General features: G+C 55.3%; 26 protein-coding genes. 7 read left to right on the plus strand and 19 right to left on the minus strand.

The features are described from left to right. The first annotated feature begins 27 nt into the window (after positions 1-27). Positions 28-972, plus strand: a complete 945-nt coding sequence (locus RT644_RS11685; RefSeq protein WP_313626766.1) for a LysR family transcriptional regulator — start codon at positions 28-30, stop codon at positions 970-972. On the opposite strand, the gene mdcH is transcribed toward RT644_RS11685, so the two are convergent. The 10 genes from mdcH to prs all read right to left on the minus strand — a co-directional run bounded on the left by mdcH (position 956) and on the right by prs (position 10,579). Continuing rightward, positions 956-1,858, minus strand: coding sequence for a malonate decarboxylase subunit epsilon (gene mdcH / locus RT644_RS11690; protein ID WP_313626768.1), 903 nt, complete (start codon positions 1,856-1,858; stop codon positions 956-958). The two genes, RT644_RS11685 and mdcH, sit on opposite strands and share 17 nt — an antisense overlap. Beyond that, complete coding sequence (locus tag RT644_RS11695; protein ID WP_313626769.1) at positions 1,855-2,475, minus strand: malonate decarboxylase holo-ACP synthase; 621 nt, start codon at positions 2,473-2,475, stop codon at positions 1,855-1,857. The genes mdcH and RT644_RS11695 overlap by 4 nt, the downstream gene beginning before the upstream one ends. Positions 2,476-2,477: 2 nt before the next feature. Beyond that, the gene (locus RT644_RS11700; RefSeq protein WP_097406520.1) at positions 2,478-3,437 is read right to left on the minus strand and encodes an AEC family transporter; all 960 of its coding nucleotides are present in this window, start codon (positions 3,435-3,437) and stop codon (positions 2,478-2,480) included. Positions 3,438-3,558: 121 nt separating this feature from the next. Beyond that, a complete protein-coding gene (gene mdcE, locus RT644_RS11705) occupies positions 3,559-4,359 on the minus strand; it encodes a biotin-independent malonate decarboxylase subunit gamma (RefSeq protein WP_160268483.1) in 801 nt (266 codons plus the stop codon). Next, entirely contained in the window at positions 4,356-5,192 is an 837-nt protein-coding gene (locus RT644_RS11710; RefSeq protein ID WP_097406518.1) for a biotin-independent malonate decarboxylase subunit beta, read from the minus strand. The genes mdcE and RT644_RS11710 overlap by 4 nt, the downstream gene beginning before the upstream one ends. Next, positions 5,185-5,484 (minus strand): malonate decarboxylase acyl carrier protein, encoded by a 300-nt coding sequence (gene mdcC / locus RT644_RS11715; protein WP_313626772.1) that lies wholly within the window; start codon positions 5,482-5,484, stop codon positions 5,185-5,187. Before mdcC ends, RT644_RS11710 begins: the two co-directional genes overlap by 8 nt. A gap of 9 nt (positions 5,485-5,493) precedes the next feature. After that, on the minus strand, positions 5,494-6,351 hold the full coding sequence (locus tag RT644_RS11720) for a triphosphoribosyl-dephospho-CoA synthase (protein WP_020455513.1): 858 nt from the start codon (positions 6,349-6,351) through the stop codon (positions 5,494-5,496). Continuing rightward, positions 6,351-8,006 (minus strand): malonate decarboxylase subunit alpha, encoded by a 1,656-nt coding sequence (mdcA, locus tag RT644_RS11725; RefSeq protein ID WP_045507892.1) that lies wholly within the window; start codon positions 8,004-8,006, stop codon positions 6,351-6,353. Before mdcA ends, RT644_RS11720 begins: the two co-directional genes overlap by 1 nt. 208 nt (positions 8,007-8,214) lie before the next feature. Beyond that, the gene (locus tag RT644_RS11730) at positions 8,215-9,705 is read right to left on the minus strand and encodes a nicotinate phosphoribosyltransferase (RefSeq protein WP_313626773.1); all 1,491 of its coding nucleotides are present in this window, start codon (positions 9,703-9,705) and stop codon (positions 8,215-8,217) included. Between the two features lie 13 nt (positions 9,706-9,718). Beyond that, complete coding sequence (gene prs / locus RT644_RS11735) at positions 9,719-10,579, minus strand: ribose-phosphate diphosphokinase (protein WP_313626774.1); 861 nt, start codon at positions 10,577-10,579, stop codon at positions 9,719-9,721. Between the two features lie 195 nt (positions 10,580-10,774). On the opposite strand from prs, the gene RT644_RS11740 reads away from it, so the two are divergent. Continuing rightward, positions 10,775-11,497, plus strand: coding sequence for an NUDIX hydrolase (locus RT644_RS11740; protein WP_020455517.1), 723 nt, complete (start codon positions 10,775-10,777; stop codon positions 11,495-11,497). Between the two features lie 40 nt (positions 11,498-11,537). Here the strand turns inward: RT644_RS11740 and RT644_RS11745 are convergent, their stop codons facing one another. Both RT644_RS11745 and RT644_RS11750 read right to left on the minus strand, forming a co-directional pair. Next, a complete protein-coding gene (locus RT644_RS11745) occupies positions 11,538-12,515 on the minus strand; it encodes a hypothetical protein (RefSeq protein WP_020455518.1) in 978 nt (325 codons plus the stop codon). 17 nt (positions 12,516-12,532) lie between these two features. After that, a complete protein-coding gene (locus RT644_RS11750; RefSeq protein ID WP_269232185.1) occupies positions 12,533-13,654 on the minus strand; it encodes a toxic anion resistance protein in 1,122 nt (373 codons plus the stop codon). 178 nt (positions 13,655-13,832) lie between these two features. Here RT644_RS11750 and RT644_RS11755 point away from each other — a divergent pair, with 178 nt between their 5' ends. From RT644_RS11755 to RT644_RS11765, 3 genes are read left to right on the plus strand one after another with little or no spacing between them, the layout of a single operon-like run. Next, positions 13,833-14,852: a hydrolase gene (locus RT644_RS11755; protein ID WP_044489509.1), complete on the plus strand. Its 1,020-nt coding sequence runs from the start codon at positions 13,833-13,835 to the stop codon at positions 14,850-14,852. Further along, complete coding sequence (locus RT644_RS11760) at positions 14,849-15,067, plus strand: YheU family protein (protein ID WP_017459872.1); 219 nt, start codon at positions 14,849-14,851, stop codon at positions 15,065-15,067. The genes RT644_RS11755 and RT644_RS11760 overlap by 4 nt, the downstream gene beginning before the upstream one ends. A gap of 54 nt (positions 15,068-15,121) precedes the next feature. After that, complete coding sequence (locus RT644_RS11765) at positions 15,122-15,991, plus strand: phosphoribulokinase (protein ID WP_020455521.1); 870 nt, start codon at positions 15,122-15,124, stop codon at positions 15,989-15,991. Between the two features lie 42 nt (positions 15,992-16,033). Here RT644_RS11765 and RT644_RS11770 read toward each other — a convergent pair whose 3' ends face one another. After that, positions 16,034-16,438: an OsmC family protein gene (locus RT644_RS11770; protein ID WP_020455522.1), complete on the minus strand. Its 405-nt coding sequence runs from the start codon at positions 16,436-16,438 to the stop codon at positions 16,034-16,036. Positions 16,439-16,742: 304 nt separating this feature from the next. Between RT644_RS11770 and crp the strand changes: the two genes are divergently transcribed. Both crp and RT644_RS11780 read left to right on the plus strand, forming a co-directional pair. Further along, on the plus strand, positions 16,743-17,375 hold the full coding sequence (crp, locus tag RT644_RS11775) for a cAMP-activated global transcriptional regulator CRP (protein ID WP_000242758.1): 633 nt from the start codon (positions 16,743-16,745) through the stop codon (positions 17,373-17,375). Positions 17,376-17,421: 46 nt separating this feature from the next. Then, entirely contained in the window at positions 17,422-19,500 is a 2,079-nt protein-coding gene (locus RT644_RS11780) for a YccS/YhfK family putative transporter (protein ID WP_313626777.1), read from the plus strand. Here RT644_RS11780 and RT644_RS11785 read toward each other — a convergent pair. From RT644_RS11785 to RT644_RS11810, 6 genes are all read right to left on the minus strand, one after another. Continuing rightward, positions 19,490-20,710 carry an aspartate aminotransferase family protein gene (locus RT644_RS11785; RefSeq protein WP_313626778.1) on the minus strand — a complete coding sequence of 407 codons (1,221 nt, stop codon included), beginning with the start codon at positions 20,708-20,710 and terminating at the stop codon, positions 19,490-19,492. The genes RT644_RS11780 and RT644_RS11785 overlap by 11 nt on opposite strands. An 87-nt stretch (positions 20,711-20,797) precedes the next feature. Next, entirely contained in the window at positions 20,798-21,361 is a 564-nt protein-coding gene (gene pabA / locus RT644_RS11790) for an aminodeoxychorismate synthase component 2 (RefSeq protein WP_020455525.1), read from the minus strand. 31 nt (positions 21,362-21,392) lie between these two features. Next, positions 21,393-21,995, minus strand: coding sequence for a putative adenosine monophosphate-protein transferase Fic (locus RT644_RS11795; protein ID WP_313626779.1), 603 nt, complete (start codon positions 21,993-21,995; stop codon positions 21,393-21,395). After that, complete coding sequence (locus RT644_RS11800; protein ID WP_020455527.1) at positions 21,985-22,155, minus strand: YhfG family protein; 171 nt, start codon at positions 22,153-22,155, stop codon at positions 21,985-21,987. The genes RT644_RS11795 and RT644_RS11800 overlap by 11 nt, the downstream gene beginning before the upstream one ends. 104 nt (positions 22,156-22,259) lie before the next feature. Continuing rightward, positions 22,260-22,832, minus strand: coding sequence for a peptidylprolyl isomerase A (gene ppiA, locus RT644_RS11805; protein ID WP_017459864.1), 573 nt, complete (start codon positions 22,830-22,832; stop codon positions 22,260-22,262). A 143-nt stretch (positions 22,833-22,975) separates the two neighbouring features. Continuing rightward, the gene (locus RT644_RS11810) at positions 22,976-24,277 is read right to left on the minus strand and encodes a cytosine deaminase (RefSeq protein WP_313626781.1); all 1,302 of its coding nucleotides are present in this window, start codon (positions 24,275-24,277) and stop codon (positions 22,976-22,978) included. Positions 24,278-24,346: the final 69 nt, after the last annotated feature.

A 24,346-nucleotide genomic window follows, 5' to 3' on the forward strand; every position in this document is an offset into this window, starting at 1 on the left:
CACGCAACAACGGCGGCGGGAGAGCTTATGAATCTGGATATCACCAACGACATTACGTTTCGCAAGCTGGGCATCTTCATGACCTTTATGGAAAAAGGCAATATTGCGCGTGCCGCCGAAGCGCTCAATCTCAGCGGCGTGAGCGTGCACCGTGCGCTGCACACGCTGGAAGAAAATGTCCGTTGTCCGCTGTTTGCCCATAAAGGCCGTAACCTGATCCCGCTGCCTGCCGCGTGGACGTTGTTGGAGTATTGCCAGGAAGTGACGCAGTTAATGGAGCGTGGGCTGGATGAGGCGCGTAAAACTGCCGGCGTTGGGCAGGGGCGGTTGCGCGTTGGCACGCTCTACTCCCTGACGCAGGAAACCGTACCGCGGCTGATAATGGGAATGAAATTGCGGCGTCCGGATCTGGAGATGGATCTGACGATGGGCTCGAACGAAGCGCTGTTGCAGATGCTTGAGGAAGGCAGGCTCGACGCGATTTTGATCTCCATTTCAGAAAGCGAAATCGACCGCAACAACCTCGAAGTTCTGCCGCTGTTTCATGACGACATCTTCCTTGCCGCACCAGCGAGCGCCACGCTTGAAACCGATACGCTGGCCGATCTGCGCGACTACCGCACGCAAAAATTTGTCTCGCTGGCCGAAGGCTTCGCCACCTATGCCGGTTTTCAGGAAGCGTTTCATATTGCCGGTTTTGAGCCGGAAATTGTCACCCGCGTCAATGACATCTTCTCTATGCTGAGCCTGGTGCAGGCGGGCGTCGGCTTTACGCTGATACCGGGAAGAATGAAGAAAGTCTACGAAGGATCAGTGCAAATGTTGCGCCTCGCCGAGCCGTATCAAATGCAGCAGTTGATCGCCATTGTCTTTTCCCGCAATCGCGAGCGCGATCCCAACTTGCTGGCGCTGGCGGCGGAAGGCCGCATGTACGCCCGCAGCCTGCAAGAAAACATTACGCCTGCATCCTGAGGCGATTCGCCAGATGTACCGCCACATCCACACCGCTGCGCTCCAGCGAAATGCTTTCGCCGTTCCACGTGGCTTGCCGGGTCAGGCAAGTCAGAATACCGCCCGGCGGCATTTCAATTGCCAGCCGCGCGTCACGTTCATTAGCGGCAACGACCGCCTCCTGCCAACGCACGGTGCGCGCCATATTCCACGCCAGATCGTCAGCGATTTTCTCCGGCTGCCACAACACGCGCCCGGTGCTACCGCTTAAATAAGCGCACTGCGGGCGGCGGAGCGTCACATCTGCAAACGCCTGCGCCAGTTTTTCGGCGGGTTTTTCCAGCAATGCACAGTGGGAAGGTACGCTGACCGCGAGGCGCTGCGCCTTGCTGGCTCCTTTTGCTAATGCCTGTTGCGCTACCTGCGCCATCGCCTCATCGCTGCCGGCAATAACAATCTGCGTTTCGGCATTGAGATTAGCGATATAGGCTCCGCTGCCTTCGATCAGCGTTTCCACCGTGGGCAACGTCAGCCCCATGATCGCCGTCAGCCCGTAACCGTGCGGATACGCCTGTTCCATCAAATCACCACGCAAGGCCACCAGGCGCAGCGCATCCTGAAAATCGAGCGCGCCGGCCACGACCGCCGCCGGATAAGCGCCAATTGACAGGCCGCTGGTGATATCCGCTTGCACGCCCCGCCGCTGTAATTCGCGCGCCCAGGCGACACCGGCAATCAGCAGCGCCAGTTGTACCGCGCGGGTATGCTTTAGCGATTCGGCGGTATCGAGGGTGTCGATTTCCGCGCCCAGCAGGTCACGGGCCTGGTCCATTTCACTGCCGGGAAGCGCTTGTAACATTCCCGGGCGTTGTGTCCCCTGCCCCGGAAAAGTAAAGATGATTTTCATGAATCCTCCCTTTGCCACGGATCGCTCACCATACGCGGCCCGTGGTTGGTTTTCAGCATCACCCGCCCGTCACGCAGCCACTCGGCTAAGGCAAAGCCGCCGTTCGGCGTTTCCACCTGGGTATCCGCCCGGCAAAGCCCGCCGCTAAGCTGCTGTTGCCAGCGGGCCAGATCGCGGGTGGAGAGCGGTTCCGGCGCGCGGATCAGCAAGTCGAGATCGCTGGTCGCATGGATAACCGGAATGCCGGTCGCCAGCGCATAACCGCTGCTGCCGGTCACTCCCCACGTCCACGGCCAGCTAAACTGCGCCAGTTGCAGCGCCAGTTGTACCGGCGGCTGGGAGATAAACGGCGAACGCGGCAGTTCTTGCGGTGCGACCAGTTGTTCGGGTGAGGCCACACGGATAACCTGTTCAGGCTTTACCCACCCCGCCGCGCGCTGGTCGCGGCGCAGGCCGCGTACGCCAACGGGGATGCGTCCGTTTTGGGCAACATCACGCCGCACCACCACCGGTAAACCGGCGTGCCAGATCTCTGCGACCCAGGGTTCGGTTACCCCTTCCAGCGCATCTTGTGCGCGAAGCCAGAGCAGATCGTGCGGGCGTAATGTTGCGGTCATGATTACATTCCTGAAGTCAGCGAGATAAACAGCGGCAGCGACAGGATACAGAGCACAGAGCTCAACAGCAGCACGGCTTCTGCATCCGGCGATTGCACGCCAAAGCGGTTACCAAATACCACACCGAAGAAACCTGCCGCCAGGGCAATCATCAGGATAGCGGTGATTGCCACCGAACCGTGCAGACCCAACACCAGCACAATCCCCCACGCAATCGCTGGTTGGATCAGCAGTTTGGTGATGGTGGCAGAAATAACCATGGTGTTAATCGCCAGTTTTCTCGCCGAGAGGATCACACCGGTCAGGAACAGCGCCGCAGCCGTCGCAGCGAGACCAAGCGGTTTGATGGATGCCAGTACCAGTTCCGGCATTTTGATACCGATAGCGGAGAGCACCACGCCCAGCAGCGGCCCCCAGACAATCGGTTTTTTCACCGAGCGCCACATCAGTACCGGCAGCATGGCCAGCGTAGAACCGGTGTTGTCACCCGCGGCTCGCGCTTTTTCACGCTCAAGGATCAGTAAGCAGAACGGCGTCATCAGCACGGAACCACAGGCGATGGAAACTGCAACGGAGAGCGATGTCGACGAACCTTCACCCAGCACGCTGCCCAGAATTGGCAGGCCGAGCGCGGCGTAGTTCGGCAGCGCGACAGTCAGCGTCAGTACGGCGGCATCCTGCGGCGATTTTTTGAAAACCGAGGTCGCCAGAAAATAGATGGCGGCATAGGTAATCCACATGGAGAGGGTCAGCACCAGAATCAGCGGTGACTGCGCGATGATCCCGGTCCACGGCGTCTGCACAGTAGCGCTAAACAGCGCAGCGGGCAGAGCAAAATCCATTACAAAGATATTCAGCAAGGAAACGTTTTTGTTGTCGACCATTTTGGCCTTTCCCGCCCAGAAACCCAGCAACATGATGACGAATATCGGTGCGAGGGCATGAACAATTACGTAAGTCATAAATCACCTGTAAGCCTTTAAAAGAAAAAGAAATAGCACTAGCGCGATGGTTATTATTTTCAGTAGCGCATGAGCGCGGCGTGCGCGCCCATGCGTTGCTATCTGGCAGGTTTCTTTTTACTTACCAGCTCGCTTTCATGCGTTCGCGCACAAGAGCGGAGCTGCGGCGGTTGTCGGCACCCAGACGGTTTTTCAACGTGGTGTCCTGACGAGCGTCGTTGATGGCCTGGTGTAAGGTGCTCTGCACCTGCGCCAGGTCGGCGTCTGACGGCGCGTCCGGGTTGCTGATGTTCAGCAGATCGGCAAGCAGCCCCAGTGTCGCGTAGTTACTGATGTCATAAGCCATCGGCGGAATGGTGGCCGCCAGTTTTTCCAGCGCTTCCACGGTACGCAAGGTAATGCGCGCCGCCGACTCTTTGCCCATGGCGTGGATCAGCACACCGGCATCGTTAAAGGCGATCAGGCGGTTCGCCTGGTAACCGTGGGCCAGAAACGCCCCGGACATCGCTTTACCGACGATCAAACCAATCACCGGATGCCCAGCCAGCCGCGCATTGGCGTAAGCCGCAGCCGCACCGGCTAGCGCCTGGTGAATACCAAAGGCTTCTTCACGACGACCATAGGCCTGGCTTGGCACATCAATCACCGCAATGATTGGGCGCTTCACGCTGTTGTTGGCATCGGCAGCAACGGTTTCGCTCACCACTTTCGCCAGCGTCCAGCCCTCCAGCAGACCGACTTCACCTTTTGCCGCACGCGGATAATGGTTGTTGGCATCCGGCACCACGGCAATGAAACGCACCGCTTCGCCATTAACCTTGCCATCGGCTGCCTGCACAGACGGGCACAGCCCGCTCAGACGTGTTGCATTCGGCGCCAGTTTTTCCAGCCATAACGCGCCGCGGCTTACTGTCGTACTCATGCTTTCCCCTCCCCGGCAAACAACGCGCTGATCTGTTCGGCATCCGCTTGTTTGCGGGTGTCGAAGTGGGTCAGACGTTGCAGATAATCGTCGTAGTTATCGGTGCGATGTTTGGCCGGTACGCCTTTGGCAATCGCCTCATTCATCGCCTGTTTCACCGCATGGATGCCATCGCCGACCAGCGCATCCACCAGCCCGCTGCGATAACGCACTTCGCCGCCGGTCATGCTCCAGATAAACGGACGGTCGCGGGAGTCGTACTCTTCAATCCCGGCTTCCTGTTCGATAACCTGCGGGCCGTTCAGACCAAGACGGGCTTCGCGCGTCACAATCAGGTAGCTACAGAGCGCAGCGGCGATAGACATCCCGCCGAAGCAGCCAACCGTACCGGCAACGATGCCGATAACCGGCGTGTAACGGCGCAGGTCAACAATCGCCGCGTGAATATCGGCAATCGCCGCCAACCCAAGGTTGGCTTCCTGCAAGCGCACGCCGCCGGTTTCGAGGCACAGCACCGCCTGAGTCGGGATGCCGTTACGGTTATCTTCCGCCGCCAGCTCAAGTGCCGCCGCCATTTTCGCGCCGGAAACTTCGCCCATGCTGCCGCCCTGGAACGCGCCTTCAATCGCCACCACAACCGCCGGCTGACCGTTGATGGTGCCTTTGGCGACCACCATGCCGTCATCGGCCTGCGGCACAATGCCCTGCGGGCCTAACCATGGCGAAATAATGCCTTCAAACGGATCCAGCAATTCGCGGTAGCTGCCGTCATCGAGCAGTGCCTGTGCGCGCTGGCGCGCTTTGAGTTCGATAAAACTGCGATCGTCACGCATAGCTCACCTCTTCGAATACCTGTTCGATACGGATGCGCGCCACACCGGGCGTCGCGCCGAAATCGTGGATCACAAGCTGGCCCGCAGGCAGCGTGCTTACCAGACCGAGACGGTTGAACAACGCTTCCCAGCGTCCACGGCTGTTATCCACGGAGGTGGTGATCTCAATTGTCAGTGTTTGCCCCTGGTCGGCGGTGAATAACACCTCCATATCCCCGGAGCCCACAACGCCCGCCAGCGCTTTACCGCGTATTGCGCGGCCAGCAGGCACGGTTATCGTAATGTGTTCCATAACTTCCTCTTAATTCGCTAAATAAGGCGTGGTCATGCGATCGAGAAACAGTGTCGCCGCGAGTAAATCTGCCGCGCCGCCCGGCGACGCGTTCAGCGCCAGCATCCGCGCATCCAGTTCGGCTAACGCTTGCTGACCGGCCTTCGACGCAACGCCCCCGGCTTGCAGCACCGCACTCGCCCCCTGGCGCATCGCATCCAGCCCCTCCAGACCCGCGCGGGAAAGCACGCAGGTATCGCTGAGCGAGGTCATGATGGCCATCAGCGCATCAAGCCTGGCCTGCGCTTCGTTGCTGCCGCGCTGGCGGCTGTGCTGCAACTGTGGTAGCGCCAGCTTGATGATGTGCGGAAAGCCTTGTTGCGCCTCCTCACGTGCGCCCGGCACCCGGTAACGGTGCGTGGCGCGCAGCCCTTTACTGAAGAGCTTCGGCGCTGCGTCATCCGGCAGTTGCGCCAGCTTCGCGGCCGTGGCGGCAATCGCCTGTGCCGGTGCGCTACCGCCCGACATGGCGACCGCGCTCACCAGCAGCCCCAATGCCCAGATCGCGCCGCGATGGGTATTCACGCCACCGGTGGCCGCCATCATCTGCTGCTCACCTTCCCGACCTAATCGCCCAATGGTTTGTCTGAGCGCCACATCCGCTGGCCGCCGCCAGCTTTGTTGCGCCAGCGCCTGAAACGTGGGGGTCAGGCTATGCGCGGAACGCTCCATCAGTTCGAGCGTTAAATCGTGATGCGCGCCGTTCCCCCGGCTGTCCACCAGACCGGGCTTCGGGCTTAATCGTGCTTCGTCAATCAGACACAGTGTGGCGGTTCGCGCCAACCATTCGGCACCGCCTTCAGCGTCAATCCGTGGCAGAAGTTTCATTACCAGCTCCGGAATTTCGCAGGTGGGTTGTACAGCCCGCCGGACCACTCCACCAGATCCGCTACGCTGCTGGCAGCCAGCAGTGAACGGGTGGCGTCTGTGCGGCGAATGCCCATATCTTCCGGGTAGACCACTTTGCCGCTCTGGCGAAGCTGGGCGACACGTTTGGCGTCAACGCCCAGACCGATATCGGTGATCCCCGCCACCGCCGCGACCATCGCCCGGCGCTCTTCAAGGCTTTCAGCGCGATAGAGGTAAGCAATCCCCTCTTCGGTCAGCACGTGCGTCACGTCATCGCCATAAATCATCACCGGAGCCAGCGGCATGCCGGAGGTTTTCGCCACGTCCACGGCGTCGAGTTTTTCCACAAAGGTGGGTTTCGCACCGGCCTGGAAAGTTTCCACCATCTGCACTACCAGTTTTTTACCGCGCTGCATCGGGTCAGGTTCGGTGATCATGTTCAGCCAGGCCGGTGTTGCGTGGCGGCGACCGTGCGGGTCATGGCCCATATTTGGCGCACCACCAAAGCCCGAGAGACGACCGCGCGTCACGGTCGAGGAGTTTGCCAGGCCATCGACTTGTAACGTCGAGCCGATAAACATATCGACCGCGTACTGACCTGCTAACTGGCAGAACGCGCGGTTGGAACGCATGGAGCCGTCGGAACCGGTGAAGAACACGTCCGGGCGGGCACGGATGTACTCTTCCATCCCCAACTCGCCGCCGAAGCAGTGCACACTTTCCACCCAGCCGCTTTCAATCGCCGGGATCAGCGTCGGGTGCGGGTTCAGCGTCCAGTGTTTGCAGATTTTGCCTTTCAGGCCGAGCTGCTCACCGTAGGTCGGCAGCAGCAATTCAATCGCCGCGGTGTTAAAGCCGATACCGTGGTTGAGCGACTGCACCTGATGCTCGGCGTAGATGCCTTTGATCGCCATCATCGCCATCAGAATGTGTTCTTGCTTGATGAGGCGCGGGTCGCGGGTAAACAGCGGCTCGATAAAGAACGGTTTGTCGGCGACCACTACGTAGTCGATCCAGGAACCGGGGATATCAACACGCGGCAGGTCACATTCGTCATCTACCAACTCATTGACCTGGGCGATAACGATGCCGTCGCGGAAGGCGGCGGCTTCCACCAGCGCCGGGGTATCTTCCGTACTTGGGCCGGTGTAAAGGTTACCTTTGCGGTCCGCTTTATAACCGGCAATCAGCGCCACATTCGGACACAGGTCAACGTACAGGCGGGAGTAAAGTTCGATGTAAGTATGGATCGCGCCGATTTCCAGCAGGCCATCTTCCAGCAGTTGCGAGATGCGCAGACTCTGGGTGCCGGAGAAGGAGAAATCCAGCTTGCGGGCAATGCCCTTTTCAAAAATATCCAGATGTTCGCTGCGCCCGACGCTCGGCATAATCATATGCAGGTCGTGGACTTTCTGCGGATTGACTTCGGCAAGTGTTCGCGAGAGGAAATCCGCCTGTTTTTGGTTGTTCCCTTCCAGCACCACACGGTCGCCCGGTGCAATCAGCTTTTCCAGCATGGCGACAAGGTCGCCGGTCGGCAGTACCTTGCCCTGCACGGGAATGGACGCCAGGCGGCGCTGTTTCTCGCTGCGCCGCGTGTTCCATACCTGTGCTGGCGTTTGCCCAGATAACATTATTAACCTCCTGATTCAGCTCATCATTTTGACTTGCTTAACACTGAACTCAGTGTGCGCCGTGATGCGAAAGCCATCAATTAAGGAGGCGGCTAAATCATTAGCCTGAGAGTAATAATCAAAGGAAAGTAATTGTGATGTGCGTCAATTTCGACATCGAAAGAAAGGTTTATGGCGCTGGCGGTACGAGCGTACCGCCAGCTGAGGATTAATGCTGGTTCGCCAGGCGCTGGCGAATCTGTTCAAAATGTTCGGTCTGGTAGAGCTTGCCGTCGAGGAAGCGGGTTTTCAGCTCCCCGCCTTTTTCCTGCTCCCAGCTCTGCTCATCGTGCAGTTGCAGTTCGCCTTGCGCATCGCGATCCACGCGCAATAACCCGCGCGCCGAGCGTTTCAGGCCGTTATCGGTTTTCGGCTCTTTGAAGATCATCCGTCCTTCACCGTTGACCGCGCCCCAGGTCGCTTTCATCGCAAAACCAAAGGTGTCACGGGTGTTGTACTGATAGGTAAATGAGCCGACGCCGAACACCACGTTAGAGCTGGCGAAGCCTTTGGCTTCCAGACGGCGCAGGATCTCATTGGCGCGCGCCAGGGTAATGGAGTCGCCGTAAATCAGGCCGACATGCGGATCCAGCACTTTGTAGCCCTTCTCATTGACCGTGCCGCCAAAGATTTCCCACAGCACTTCGACCGAGCCTTTCTCCTCCGGGCTACGTTCTGCCCGCGTGTCATCATCCGCGCCTGTACCACAAAGGATCTCTACCGGATCACCGCTGTCCGGACGGAACACCACGCGCCCGTCACGGCCCAGAATGATCTGTTTCAGTTCGCGGGTATATTCCGTCAATACGCGCCAGTAGTCCCAGGTATCGGAGACGATAGAAACAAATCCCTGCGGGTAGAGGTCGGCAATCAGACGGCGGAACGTTTCGATTTCGTGGTCGTGTTCTCCCATGCACATCACGCTGTGCTCGGTCGCCGGAATGCTGGCGCCAATAAAATACGCTTCTCCACCGGTATAGTGATCGCGGGCATACAGCAGTGAGGGAATGCTGTCGGTGCCTTTAAAACTCAGTAAATGCCCCGCGCCCGCCTGCGCCGTATCGTGCAGGCCAGCCATGCCGCGAAACGAGAAGTCGTGGCACTGGAAATCGAGGTGCGACAAATCCGTGCAGGTCTTTGCCGCCCATTGTTCGCAAATTTTCCGGTAGTGGTGCGCAATGGTGGCATTGGTGGAGGCTTTCCATAGCTCGGCGGAAAGCACCGTTTCCAGGTAGTTCACCAGCCAGAAAAACTCATCCTGGGTATTGGTAATGGTCAGAACCGGCACTTTCATCGGCACTTTGCTGCCTTCATCCAGCGATTTAATGTGCAGCGGCAGATAGCCCAAACGGTGCAGCGCGCGAATGTGATCGACCGCCACGGCGTCCCTGCCGAGATAGTTATCCATCACCTGCTTGTATTCGTTAACGACTTCCTCTTCCGGGCGGGCAAAAAAGCCGTCGTTGAAAAGATCGACCATAAACCACTTCAGGAAACCCTGCAGACCGAAGAACACCAGCTTGCCGTCGGCTACCGGCGACTGGAAAAAGCGGTCGCTGCGCGGCGTGAAATTGGAGTAAACCTGCGTTGTCCCCAGCGGGTACTGCACGCGGTGTGAAACTTTGTAACCGTCGATAGCCAGAATCGGATTGATATTCATGATGTTGTCTCCCTCAGGCGCGAAAAATAGCGTCAATGTCGATCAGTTCAACTCGCGGATCCGCAAGCGTAGGCGAGGTGAAGGATGTGGTGGTGTAAATCGCGTCGATACCGTTATTGAGCAGGTTCTCAACCCCTTTGGAAAAGACACCGTGCGTGACATACAGGCTAACACTGCGGGCACCGGCATCGCGCAGCACCTGGGCTGAACCAATAAATGTGCCGCCTGCATCGCAAAGGTCGTCAACAATCAGCACATCTTTTCCCGCCACATCACCAGCCACCAACGCAAAGCCGGTCAGGTTTCCGGTGGCGACATCACGCTCTTTCGTGAGGATGGCGTACTCTTGCGCGCCACTGGCTTTTGCCACGTTATGGATTTTCTTCAGCGCACCGGCATCCGGCGCGACCAGCATCAGCTCGCCTTTGCTAATGGCGCGACGCAGGGTTTCGCTCTGCATTAAGCAGCTTTCCTGCGCAATGGCTACGCAGTTAGTGATGGCTGCGGCAGCGGCGTCGCTGTGCGGGTCGATTACAAAAACTTTGTTGAAATTGAGTGTGTTGAGGAAGTTGGCGAACACTTTCAGCGCGAAACTGTCGCCGGGCACCATATGCCTGTCCTGACGCGCCCACGGCAACCACGCCAGCTCCAGATGGCTCACTGTGATATCGGCGGCGTGACGAACGGCGTCGACCAATTGTGCCAGCAGCATAAAGTCGTTCATATCGCGCATCGCCGCAACACGCACCCGCATCTGTTGGCCGAATGAAGGAAGTTTACCGGTCACTTTGAGCCAGACAGCTCCGTCCGGAAAAACGCCATGGCTCAGTGCAACCTGTTCGTTATCAATGAATAATTCGATTCTGCTCGCCATCTTTCACCTCGACGCAATGATTAATGTCCTTTGGACACTTTTAATATTGTCTATAAGACACTTATTAGGCAAGCGTTTTTTTATGTATTCATAAATTAAATAGTTAACTCTTTGAAAATTAATCAGATAAAAGTTAACTTGCCGCACCAGGGCAGGCTGATAAACTTGTGGCGTGTAAAAAGGAGCGAGTAAGCGATGATCAGTGAAGCAGAGTATCTGAAAACGTATGATGCCAGCCGTTTCCCCTCACCGCTGGTGACGGTGGATAGCGTGCTGTTTACGCTGCATCAGCAGGTGCTTTGCGTGTTATTGGTTCAGCGAGCCAGCCAGCCGCAGCAAGGGCGCTGGGGATTACCCGGCGGATTTATCGATATGGCGCAGGATGATTCCACGCGCGCCACGGCGCTGCGCAAACTGACGGAAAAAACCGGCGTTTCCCCATCGTGGCTGGAACAGCTGGATACCTTTTCCGGGCCGCAGCGCGATCCGCGTGGCTGGAGCCTGACCATCGCCTGGTTTGCGCTGATTTCGTGGGTCTCCTGCGCGCCGCATATCGCAAGCGTTAGCGATGCGAAATGGGTGCCGGTGAGTGAGCTAGATACCATTGAGCTGGCTTTTGATCATCGGGCAATTATTCAGGCGGCGCTGCACCGGCTGCGGCAGAAAACCATGTATTCGTTACTGCCGGTTTACTGTTTGCCAGAGAGCTTTACCCAGGCGCAATTGCAGGAAGCGACGGAGATAATCCTTGGTCAGCCGATTCAGCGTAAAAGTTTGATTCGCCGCTTTGAAGCCTCCGGCATGTTTGAAGAGACCGGAGAAAGCGTGGCGACCGGCGCGCGTAAAGCGCGTTTATGGCGGCGCAAACCTGGCGTCGACATACATCTGTTTTCGCGGAATTTGTTGGCGGATGGGTAACGCTATCGGCACCCGCAAAAGTGCGGGCGCCACACGAGGGTCACTTGCGGTAACCGTCGGTTTTTAGCATTTTATCCAGTGTGGAGAGTTCTGTTTTTAAATCAGTTTGATCGTTTATTAACAGCTCCTGGTGCTTCTCCTGAAAGGCAAGACCTAACGTTCTTAACGCCTCCAGTTGCTCGTTAAGCGACTGTTGCTGCTGATCTTCTTTCAATTGGTTGGAGAGTGAGAGCCCTTTAGTAACAATCGTTTCAACCATCGGTAAATAACGCTCAAGAAATAACCGTCCTGGCTGTTCATCCCGTTCATCTCTCTGCATACAAAGTTCAATTAACCGCGCGGTGTTAGTAATGACGTTCAGCTCTTTTTTTAATGCGACAGGTAGATGACCGATGCCTTCCAGACGAGAAATCTGCCTACTCAACGCACTTTTTACTTCCTGCTCGCGCTGCTCTTCAAACTTAACCTGGGCTTGTTTGATTTTGAGCCGCTGCTGGTTACGCACTTCAATGTACTGCGCATATTTTTTTATTAAAAAGAGGGAAACGAACATCAGGCCATACAGGATCAGGAAAAGGGGAGGTACGTTGAAAACAAAAAGTTTTTGGTAGGCCATAAACATAAGTACGCCGACGAAAAGATACCACCCATGAACATTCATGAGACTGTGTCGGCTTCGGCAAAAATGAAAAACCAGCGTTGTTATTGCCGCCCAGAAAGGCATGGCTGCCGCATCACCAAAAAATAACCATATTGTTCCAGCGATGATGCCCATAACCAGTGAGGAGCGATCGTAAATAAGCCCCCTGCATAAGATGATGAACGCAAACCAGTACAGCGTACTTAATGCACCTTTCCACTGTGCGTTCTCCAGCAACGTGGGCTGGACGTCTGTAGGTATGGCACTAAAGAAGGAGGGAAACATCATTGCCAGAATGAAAATGAACAAATGGAAAAAAACGCGCATCCATCGGCTGTCACGTATGTGATCAAAGGGGAGGAGTAATTTCTGTAACATAACTTATTCCGTTTCTCTTACGGCTGTGCAGCCTTGCTGCTGGCAATGTCAGCCAGGCGAGTGCGCATTTCGTTTTCCATCGTAACCAGCTCTTTTTCTACTTCTGCACGACGTTGGCGCGCATCAGAGGCAATTTTCACTGACTCTTCAAGGGTGTTCAGCAGGCGTGACTGTACGTCGCGCAAAGTCTCGATATCGACAATAGAGCGTTCAACTTCTCGCGCCGTTTCCAGGGTGCCGGTTTGCAACATTTCCGCATTACGACGAAGCAGGTCATTGGTGGTATCAGCAACGTCTTTTTGCAGTTTCGCTGCCTGACGCTGAGTCTGTAGCGACATCGACAGCGCTATTTGGCTCTTCCAGACAGGAATGGTGGAGAGGATGCTGCTCTGGATCTTTTCCGCCAGCGATTGGCTGTTACTTTGCATCAGACGAATTTGCGGGGCGCTCTGCATAGCAATGGTGCGCGACAGCATTAAGTCATGCAGACGACGTTCAAAACGCTGGATACCCTCCATCAGGTCGCGCAAACGCTGTGCGTTCATTGGATCAGACGCCTGAGCTTGTAATGCGGGCACTTCATTCCGCTTTATCTCCTCAAGCTTTTGCTTACCGGCAATGATATGCAGCGTGATTTGTTGGAAAACATCGCGGTTACGTTCAAAGAGGATCTCCAGTACAGAGATATTTCGCAGCAGATCCACCATTGCCTGATTGAGTTTTTCGGTGATGGTATCGACTTGCTTCGCCAGCGTCTGATACTCCAGCATGGTGCGCTCAATACGATTAAACAGCGAACCCAGCAGCGGAAGCGAGGCAAGAAAGCCCGGTTTCTGCTCAAAGTGACTGATATCTACCTGTTTGATTTTCATCAGTAAGTCAGTCAGTTGCGCACCGATAACACCCGCGTCTTTTGCGCGAACTTCTTGCATCAGCGAATCAGAGAATTGCGAAATGCTATTCATAGTTTTCGCGCCAAAAGAGAGCGAAAACACCGGGTCGTTAATATTAATCTCGTCGACAATATTTTGGATTTGCGTCTGTTCGGCTGGCGTTAAATCTTTACTACCGGGTAAGTCGTTGATGGTTTGGCCCAGGGACGGTGACGCTGCAAGGTCACGCGAGGTATTGTCTGTCATCTAATACATCCTCAATGATTTAAAAGCAGACGGCAGTAATCCAATGAAAGTAATAGATTTCTTAGAAAGTTATCGGGCCGACTGCAAAGGCATATACGGTACAACAGCAGCAAAGTATTAAACAGCCCATTTATTAACAAGTATAATAATCGTCTATTTACTTACGTTTATTGACAAGATGGCAGATATTACACCTGCAAATTTCCTTGAAAATCAGGGAGACTCGCTTAACTTTCATCCAATGCCAGGTGCGCGTAATCCGCATCTACAAACGATGCTGCCACGCATTTTACGTCGACGCCTCCAGTTTGAACCCTGGTGGCAGCGCCTTGAGCTGCCGGATGGTGACTTTGTTGATTTGGCATGGAGCGAAGAGCCGAATCAGGCGAAACATAAACCGCGGCTGGTGGTTTTCCATGGACTGGAGGGCAGCCTGCACAGCCCATATGCGCATGGACTGGTGCATGCGGCGAAACAGCGCGGCTGGCTTGGCGTGGTCATGCATTTTCGCGGCTGTAGCGGCATCCCGAATCGTCTGAACCGGATTTATCACTCGGGCGAAACCGAAGATGGCACCTGGTTCCTGCACTGGTTACATCAGGAATTCGGACCCGCGCCAACCGCAGCGGTGGGTTATTCGCTCGGCGGGAACATGCTCGGTTGTTTGCTGGCAAAAGCCGATGACGACTTGCCCGTCGATGCAGCGGTGATTGTCTCTGCTCCGTTGGTGCTGGAAGCCTGTAGTTATCATATGGATAAGGGATTTTCCCGTGTTTATCAGCGCTATTTGTTGAATTTGCTGAAAGCGAACGCCGCGCGCAAATTACGCGCTTATCCTGGTTCGCTGCCAACCACCTTGCCGGCGCTGCGTAAGCTGCGCCGTATTCGCGAGTTCGACGATCTGATCACCGCGAAAATCCACGGTTTTGCCGACGCGCTGGATTACTATCGCCGCTGTAGCGCGATGCCGGTTTTGCCGGATATTCGTAAACCGACGCTGATTATCCACGCGAAAGATGACCCGTTTATGGATCACAATGTGATCCCGGATGCCGGACATTTGCCGGCGAATATTGAATACCAACTGACGGAACACGGCGGCCATGTCGGGTTTGTTGGCGGAACCTTGCGCCACCCGGAAATGTGGCTGGAAAAACGCATTCCGGATTGGTTATCCGCTTACCTGGAAAGACGATGATTATTCCCTGGCAAGAGATTGATGCGCAGACGCTGGACAATCTGATTGAGAGCTTTGTCTTGCGCGAAGGCACTGATTATGGTGAACATGAGCGTTCACTTGAGCAAAAGGTCGCCGACGTTAAACGGCAGCTGCAACGCGGCGAAGCCGTACTGGTGTGGTCGGAACTGCACGAGACGGTCAATATCATGCCGCGCGGGCAGTTCCACGACTGAACAGGTACATGGCGGCTGGCTATACTGAAATAATCGTTTATTCAGGGAGTTGCTATGTCCGCCAAACATCCGGTTATCGCCGTTACAGGCTCCAGCGGCGCGGGAACCACCACCACCAGCCTCGCCTTTCGTAAGATCTTCGCCCAGCTCAATATGCACGCGGCAGAAGTGGAAGGGGACAGCTTCCATCGCTATACCCGCCCGGAAATGGATATGGCTATCCGTAAGGCCCGCGATCTTGGGCGGCATATCAGCTATTTTGGCCCGGAAGCCAATGATTTTGGCCTGCTGGAACAGACGTTTATCGAATATGGCCAAACCGGCAAAGGCCAGGCGCGCAAATACCTGCATACCTACGATGAAGCCGTTCCCTGGAACCAGGTACCAGGCACGTTTACGCCGTGGCAACCGCTGCCGGAGCCGACCGATGTGCTGTTTTATGAAGGTCTGCACGGCGGCGTGGTAACGCCGCAAAACGATGTCGCGCGTCATGTGGATTTGCTGGTGGGCGTGGTGCCGATCGTCAATCTGGAATGGATTCAAAAACTTGTCCGCGATACCAGCGAGCGCGGGCATTCGCGGGAAGCGGTAATGGATTCTGTCGTGCGTTCGATGGAGGATTACATCAATTTTATTACGCCGCAGTTTTCCCGTACGCACATTAACTTCCAGCGCGTGCCAACGGTGGATACGTCCAATCCGTTTGCCGCGAAAGGCATTCCCTCACTGGACGAGAGTTTTGTGGTGATCCATTTCCGTAATCTGGAAGGCATTGATTACCCGTGGTTGCTGGCAATGCTGCAAGGCTCGTTTATCTCGCATATGGATACGCTGGTGGTACCTGGCGGAAAAATGGGGCTGGCGATGGAGTTGATTATGACGCCGCTGGTGCAACGGCTGATGGAAGGTAAAAAGATCAAATAAAGCAGAAAGCCCGGTGGTGTGCTGCTTACCGGGCTTTTCACATCAGGCTTCGATAACTTCGTAAGAGTGGGTGATGTTCACCGCTTTTTCGAGCATCAAGGCCACGGAGCAATACTTCTCCGCGGATAAATCCACCGCGCGGGAAACCGCAGCATCCTTCAGATCTTTACCGGTGACGATAAAGTGCAAATTGATGTGGGTAAACAGGCGCGGCGCTTCTTCACGGCGCTCTGAGGTCAGCTTCACTTCGCAGTCAGTCACGTCATGACGCCCTTTTTGTAAAATAGAAACCACATCAATGGCGCTGCATCCGCCCGCCGCCATCAGCACCATTTCCATCGGGCTTGGCGCTTTGTCGCCGGAGTTGCCGTCCATCAGGATTTGGTGGCCCGATGCGGACTCACCGATGAACGTTAACCCTTCAACCCATTTCACACGTGCCTGCATTTTCTTCACTCCGGAGTGGCAATTTTCTTTACAGATTACGCGTACATAACAAAACTCGCAACGGAAGGCGACCTGCGTCATGCTGAAGCGAGACACCAGGAGACAGGCGGTAAAAGCTATGCTAAAACACTCTGGATGCTACAGAGATAAATGGATGTTACGCATGTATGCATGACATCATACTTTAGAGACCGCAGATGACGCTGACGGTCCACTTCCCTGGATGCGGGAAGCTTAGATTGCAACCCCAGACGTAGGGGCTCATCCTGTGTCTGAGACAGCTTATAACAGAGGATAATCGCGCATGGTGCTTGGCAAACCACAAACAGACCCGACGCTTGAATGGTTCTTGTCTCATTGCCACATTCATAAGTACCCGTCGAAGAGCACGCTGATTCACCAGGGTGAAAAAGCGGAAACGCTGTATTACATCGTTAAAGGCTCAGTGGCAGTGCTGATCAAGGACGAAGAGGGTAAAGAGATGATCCTCTCCTACCTGAACCAGGGAGATTTTATCGGTGAACTGGGCCTGTTCGAAGAGGGTCAGGAGCGCAGTGCATGGGTACGCGCTAAAACTGCTTGTGAAGTGGCTGAAATCTCGTACAAAAAATTCCGTCAGTTAATCCAGGTTAACCCGGATATCCTGATGCGTCTTTCCTCGCAAATGGCGCGTCGCCTGCAGGTCACTTCAGAAAAAGTGGGTAACCTCGCCTTCCTGGATGTAACCGGCCGTATCGCGCAAACGCTGTTAAACCTGGCGAAACAGCCAGATGCAATGACCCATCCGGACGGCATGCAAATTAAAATTACTCGCCAGGAAATTGGTCAGATCGTCGGTTGCTCCCGTGAAACTGTGGGCCGCATTCTCAAAATGCTCGAAGATCAGAACCTGATCTCCGCCCACGGTAAAACCATCGTCGTATACGGAACGCGTTAATCTGTAAAACGGCGCAGCTTACGCGCTGCGTCGTTTTTCTTCCCTCATGTGGCGCAGGCTGATTTATCACCCCGAAATCAACTACGCACTGCGACAAACGCTGGTGTTATGTTTACCTGTGGCCATTGGTCTGGTTACTGGTCATCTGCAACAAGGTCTGCTGTTTTCCCTCGTTCCCGCCTGCTGCAACATTGCCGGGCTTGATACGCCACATAAACGTTTTTTCAAACGCCTGATCATTGGCGGAACGCTGTTTGCAGGCAGCAGCCTGGCGGTGCAGCTATTGCTGGCGAAAGATCTTCCATTGCCGCTGATCCTCACCGGGCTGACGCTGGTTTTAGGCGTAACCGCCGAAATCAGTGCGCTGCACGGTCGCCTGCTCCCGGCTTCGCTCATTGCCGCCATCTTTACGCTCAGCCTCGCCGGTAACATGCCGGTATGGGAGCCGATACTTATCTATGCGCTGGGCACGCTGTGGTACGGATTGTTCAACTGGTTCTGGTTCTGGATGTGGCGCGAGCAACCGCTGCGCGAATCGCTCAGCCTGCTCTACCGGCAACTGGCAGACTACTGCGAGGCGAAATACAGCTTGCTGACGCAGCACGCCGATCCGGAAAAAGCGCTGCCGCCTTTGCTTGCCCGCCAGCAGAAAGCGGTGGATATGATAAGCCAGTGCTATCAACAACTGCATATGCTGGCTGCCAATAAACACAACGATTACAAACGGCTACTGCGGGTTTTCCAGGTAGGGATTGATTTGCAAGAGCACATTTCGGTGAGTTTGCACCAGCCGGAAGAAGTGCAAAAACTGGTGGAACAAACCCACGCCGAACAGGTGATCCGCTGGAACGCGCAAACCGTCGCCGCTCGCCTGCGCGTGCTGGCAGATGACATTCTCTATCACCGCTATCCCACGCGCTTCAACATGGATAAGCAGATTGGCGCGCTGGAAAAAATCGCCCGCCAGCACCCGGATAACCCGGTCGGGCAGTTCTGCGCCTGGCATTTTAGCCGTATCGCGCGCGTCTTGCGCACTCAGCGCCCGCTCTATGCCCGCGATCTGATGGCGGAAAAGCAGCGTCGCTTGCCCCTTTTCCCGGCGCTAAAAAGCTATTTATCACTGAAATCTGCGGCGCTGCGTAATGCCGCGCGAATCAGCGTCATGCTCAGTATCGCCAGCCTGATGGGCAGCGCCCTGCATTTACCAAAACCCTACTGGATCATGATGACGGTGATGTTTGTCACGCAAAACGGCTATGGCGCAACGCGCGTTCGCATTGTCCACCGGGCGGCGGGCACCATTGCGGGACTGGTGATTGCCGGGGCGACGCTGCACTTTCATGTTCCACTCGGTTTTACGCTGGCCGCGATGCTGATGATTACGCTGGTCAGTTATCTCATTATTCGGAAAAACTACGGCTGGGCGATGGTGGGTTTTACCATTACCGCCGTCTACACCTTGCAACTGCTGACGCTAAATGGTGAGGAGTTTATTGTCGCCCGCCTTATCGACACGTTGATTGGTTGCCTGATCGCTTTCGGCGGCATGGTCTGGCTGTGGCCGCAGTGGCAAAGTGGCTTGCTGCGCCAGAATGCGCACGATGCGCTGGAAACAGATCAGGAAGCGATTCGCCTGATCTTAAGCGATAACCCGCAGCCCACTCCGCTTGCCTGGCAGCGCATGCGCGTAAACCAGGCGCATAACGCTTTGTTTAACTCGCTAAACCAGGCGATGCAGGAACCGGGCTTCAATACGCGTTATCTGGAAGATATGAAACTGTGGGTAACGCACAGCCAGTTTATCGTTGAGCATATTAATGCAATGACGACGCTGGCACGTGAACATACGATGTTGACGCCGGAGCTGGCGCAACGTTATTTGCAATCCTGCGAAATTGCCCTGCAGCGCTGCCAGCAGCGGCTGGAGTATGACGGGCCGGGAGGATCCGGCGATGTGAATATTCTCGAAGCCCCGGAAGCATTAACGCACGGGCCAATGAGCACGCTGGAGCAGCATTTACAGCGGATTATCGGGCATCTGAACACCATGCACACCATTTCGTCGGTAGCATGGCGTCAGCGCCCGCATCATGGCATTTGGTTAAACCGCCGCCTTAACCGTTGACCACTTTCGCCACCGCATTCGCGAAGCGCTTCATCCCTTCTTCGATATCCTGCGCATCAATAATCAGCGAAGGCACAAAACGCATGACGTCCGGGCCAGCATTCAGCACCATGACGCCCGCATCGGCAGCGGCGTAGAGGAAGTCGCGCGCGCGGCCTTTATATTGCGGATTCAGCTCAGCACCAATCAGCAGCCCCATGCCACGAATATCGCTAAACAGGTCAAACTTCTCGCCAATTTGCTGCAGATGTTTAACGAACAACTGACGTTTTTCATTCACGCCGCTGAGCACTTCCGCCGTGTTGATAATGTCGAATGCGGTTCCTGCGACGGCGCAGGCCAGCGGGTTGCCACCGTAAGTAGAGCCGTGTGAACCGGCGTGGAAGACACTGGCAATTTCATGTGTAGTCAGCATCGCGCTGATAGGGAAACCGCCGCCGAGCGCTTTGGCGCTGGTCAGAATATCCGGCGTCACACCGTAGTGCATATAAGCAAACAACTCTCCGCTGCGGCCCATACCGCACTGCACTTCGTCGAACACCAGCAGAGCGTTGTGCTGATCGCACAGCTCGCGCAAACCTTTCAGGAAATCCGGTGTGGCGGCAGTAACGCCGCCCTCGCCCTGAATAGGCTCTACCACTACCGCGCAGGTGTGATCGTCCATCACCGCTTTAACCGCATGCAGATCGTTAAACGGCACATGGATAATGTCCGCCGGTTTCGGGCCAAAGCCATCGGAATACTTCGGCTGGCCGCCCACGCTTACGGTAAACAGCGAACGGCCGTGGAAGGCATTATGAAACGCGATGATTTTTGTTTTGTATGGACTGTGACGCGTAGATGCATAAAAACGCGCCAGCTTGAATGCTGTTTCGTTAGCTTCAGTGCCGGAGTTCATAAACACCACACGCTCGGCAAACGTGGCGTCAATGAGTTTACGCGCCAGGCGCAGAGCAGGCTCGTTGGTAAAAACATTGCTGGTGTGCCACAGCGTTTCGCCCTGCGTTTTCAGCGCCTCCACCAGCGCCGGATGGCAGTGTCCTAACGCAGTAACCGCAATTCCACCTGCAAAATCAACGTACTCTTTACCCTGCTGATCCCACACCCTGCTGCCTTTACCCTTTACCGGGATAAACTCGGCCGGTGCGTAAATTGGCAGAATAACGTCATCGAAGTTTGCACGCGTTACCGCGTCTTGCTGAGTTGCCATGGCTTGCCCATCCAGTTTTACGTTGCATTGATTATGAAAATATAATCACGAAATATGCATAAAAAATCAGTTAATGGCAACCACAAATCAGCGTTCGAGGAAGTTTTTCAATAACTGATGTCCCTGCTCGCTCAGGATACTTTCCGGGTGAAATTGCACCCCTTCCAGATCCCACTCCAGGTGGCGAATGCCCATGATCTCGCCGCTATCGCTCCAGGCGGTAATCTCAAAGCATGCCGGTAACGTAGGCGGATCGATAACCAGGGAATGGTAACGGGTGACGGTTAACGGATTATTAAGCCCGCTAAATACGCCAGTGCCGTTGTGGGTGACAGGCGATGTCTTACCGTGCATCACTTTTGCCGCACGAACGATAGTCGCGCCAAAGACCTGCGCAATCGCCTGATGACCAAGACAAACGCCAAGAATCGGCAATTTCCCCGCGTAATGGCGGATAACCGCCAGTGAAACGCCGGACTCATCCGGCGTACAAGGACCGGGCGAAATCACGATCTTTTCCGGTGCCAGCGCAGCAATATCGGCAAGCGCGATCTCATCGTTACGCCGCACCTCTACGCTTGCCCCCAGTTCACAAAAATATTGATACAGGTTCCAGGTAAAGGAGTCGTAATTGTCGATAAGCAGGATCATAGCGGCCTCTGGTGTCGGAAACCGCGCTAGTTTACTCGCTTTCGACCGCTTCGCTCACCACTTTGCTGAAGATGGTGCAAAGCGGCGCTAAGTCGCCCATTGCGCCTGCCTGGTTTGCCTCGCGCCACTCATCAGGATCGATGCCACGCCAGTCGAGTGAAAAACCCGCGTGCAGCGCCAGTTGTTCAAAGAAGATGCGCTGAGCGATGCCGTTGCCAAGGCGAAACGGGTGCAGCACGTTGATTTCACAGTAGTAGTGCGCCAGCCGCTCAATAAACGCTGCTTTTTCCAGCCCGCACAGCCACTCTTCATCTTCCAGTTGCTGCATCAATGCATTGCCCTCTTTCTCGATATACTCGAAGTGGCAAAACCGGGTATCGCCTTCGTAAATATCCACTTCACGGATCTGCCCGGCCCAGTCGAACACATCCTGATAAAGATGGTGGTGAATGGCGCATAAATGAGGAAGGCCTCGCACCATCGGGCCAAGATCCAGTGTGGCGGCGCGTAAGGCGGTGAACTGATAAGCCGCCTGCTCCAGTTTCTGCGCCTGGCGAAGCCCCAGCTCATTGCGCATCACATTCAGGCCAGAATAGAGGTACGGATCGCGCCCGTCGCCGAATTTATCGCTCATAGTGCCTCCGCAGTTCTTCAAGGCGCTCATCGGCTTCCGCGCTACTTAGCGTCACCAGTTCGCTGTCGACATTTTCCAGCCGCCGGCTGGCCTGAAAATTGGCATTGCGCTGCTGTTCCCAGAGACGGGATTTTTGCCGGTCGGTGAGTTTTTTGGCCATAGCGCCTCCCTGTTTCACATGTCGGTGCCCAAATTATAAGCAGAAATGACAGGTTACGCAGGGAAGCTCAGGAAGCACGGGGTGAATACCCCGTGCGGGGAAACTTACGGCAGCACTTTCGCGGAGAGAATAACGACCGGTTTTGACGGAACATTCTGGTAAGGCCCGACATCGTGCGTCGGTACCTGGGAAATTTTGTCGGCGACATCCATGCCCTTCACCACTTTACCAAACACCGCATAACCAAAGTCGCGCTGGCCATGATCGAGGAAAGCGTTGTCAGCCACGTTGATAAAGAACTGGCTGGTTGCGCTGTCTTTATCGGCAGTGCGCGCCATCGAAATGGTGCCACGCGTGTTACGCAAGCCATTGTCAGCCTCGTTTTTAATAGGCGGGTTAGGCTGCTTTTGCTGCATCTGTTCGTTGAAACCACCGCCCTGCACCATAAATCCCGGGATCACACGATGAAACGTGGTGTTGTTATAGAAACCGTTATTTACGTAATCAAGGAAGTTTTTCACCGACACAGGGGCTTTCTGGTTGTTCAGCTCCAGTTCAATGTTACCGGCGGAAGTGGTGAGCAGAACATGAGGATCGCCTTTTGCCGCCAGCGCAGCAGAAGAAAAAGCAGAAAGGGCAAACACAGCCGCAACAGCCGCCAGAGTCGATTTAACCATAAGGTTTCCTTAACGAAGAGCAGTAAAGAAAGCGAGTGGCTTGATTCTAAAGAGCAGTCAGCCAGCAGGCCAGCCTTTTACTTAATTTTACGTATTTAGTAACAGATGTAACGCCAGACCGCTCACAACCCGCTTCACGAAGGCTACATACCTGAACGATAACGGCTAAAAAGCACCGCTTCACCACCGTTATCCATCTGAATCCAGCTTTGCGCAGGTTGCGTGCTGGCAATGATCCGCCCTTGTCGAATCGACCAGCGTACCGGCGACTGGCAGCGCACCGCATCAAAACCGCTCTCAACGGGCAAAATGACCATGTTCGCCGGGTTACCCGTTTCAATCCCGTACTGCGTTAAACCAAACGTTCTGGCGCTGTTATGCGTGATAAGACGCAACCCATCATTAATTTGCTGGTAGCCCATCAGCTGACAAACGTGCAGCCCCATATGCAGCACCTGCAACATATTGCCGGTGCCAAGCGGATACCAGGGATCAAACACATCGTCATGGCCAAAGCAGACATTTATTCCCGCCGCCAGGAGCTCTTTCACCCGCGTAATTCCCCGGCGCTTTGGATAATCGTCAAAGCGCCCCTGCAAGTGAATGTTTACCAGCGGGTTAGCGACAACGTTAATGCCGGAAAGCTTTAATAGACGGAACAGCCGCGAGGTGTATGCGCCATTGTAAGAGTGCATCGCCGTGGTATGGCTGGCGGTGACGCGCGGGCCCATGCCCATCTTCAGCGCCAGCGCGGCAACGGTTTCGACAAATCGCGACTGCTCGTCGTCAATTTCATCACAGTGAATATCCAACGGGCGGTCATATTTTTGCGCCAGTGCGAACGCAATGTGCAGCGATTCAACGCCATATTCGCGGGTAAATTCAAAGTGCGGGATCGCGCCAACCACATCCGCGCCAAGCTGGAGCGCCTCTTCCAGCAATGCAGCGCCGTTGGGATAGGAGAGAATTCCTTCCTGCGGGAAAGCGACGATTTGCAAATCAATCCACGGCGCGACCTCGACTTTTACTTCCAGCATGGCTTTCAGCGCCGTCAGGCTGGGATCGGAAACATCAACATGGGTCCGCACATGCTGCACGCCGTTGGCCATTTGCCACTTCAATGTTTGCCAGGCGCGCGCTTTGACATCCTGGTGGCTCAGCAGCGCTTTGCGTTCCGCCCAGCGCTCAATGCCTTCAAACAGCGTGCCGGATTGATTCCAGTTCGGCTCTCCGGCAGTTTGCGTGGTATCCAGGTGAATATGCGGTTCGACAAACGGCGGTAGCGCCAGCCCACCGTGCGCATTCAGCACTTCCAGGCTATCGCTGTGTGTTTCATTCATCGGAGTGATTTCACCGAAGCGACCATTCTCAATCGCGATTTGCCATAACCCTTCGCGATCGGGTAAATGCACATTCTGAACTAACCAAATCGGTGCTGCCGACATAGTGTGACTCCCTCTGTTTCCCTCCGATAATTTGTATCAGACGTGCGTGCAAAAACCCTCTTTTTTTGT

The organism is Kosakonia sp., from assembly GCF_032104925.1.
Lineage (GTDB): Bacteria > Pseudomonadota > Gammaproteobacteria > Enterobacterales > Enterobacteriaceae > Kosakonia.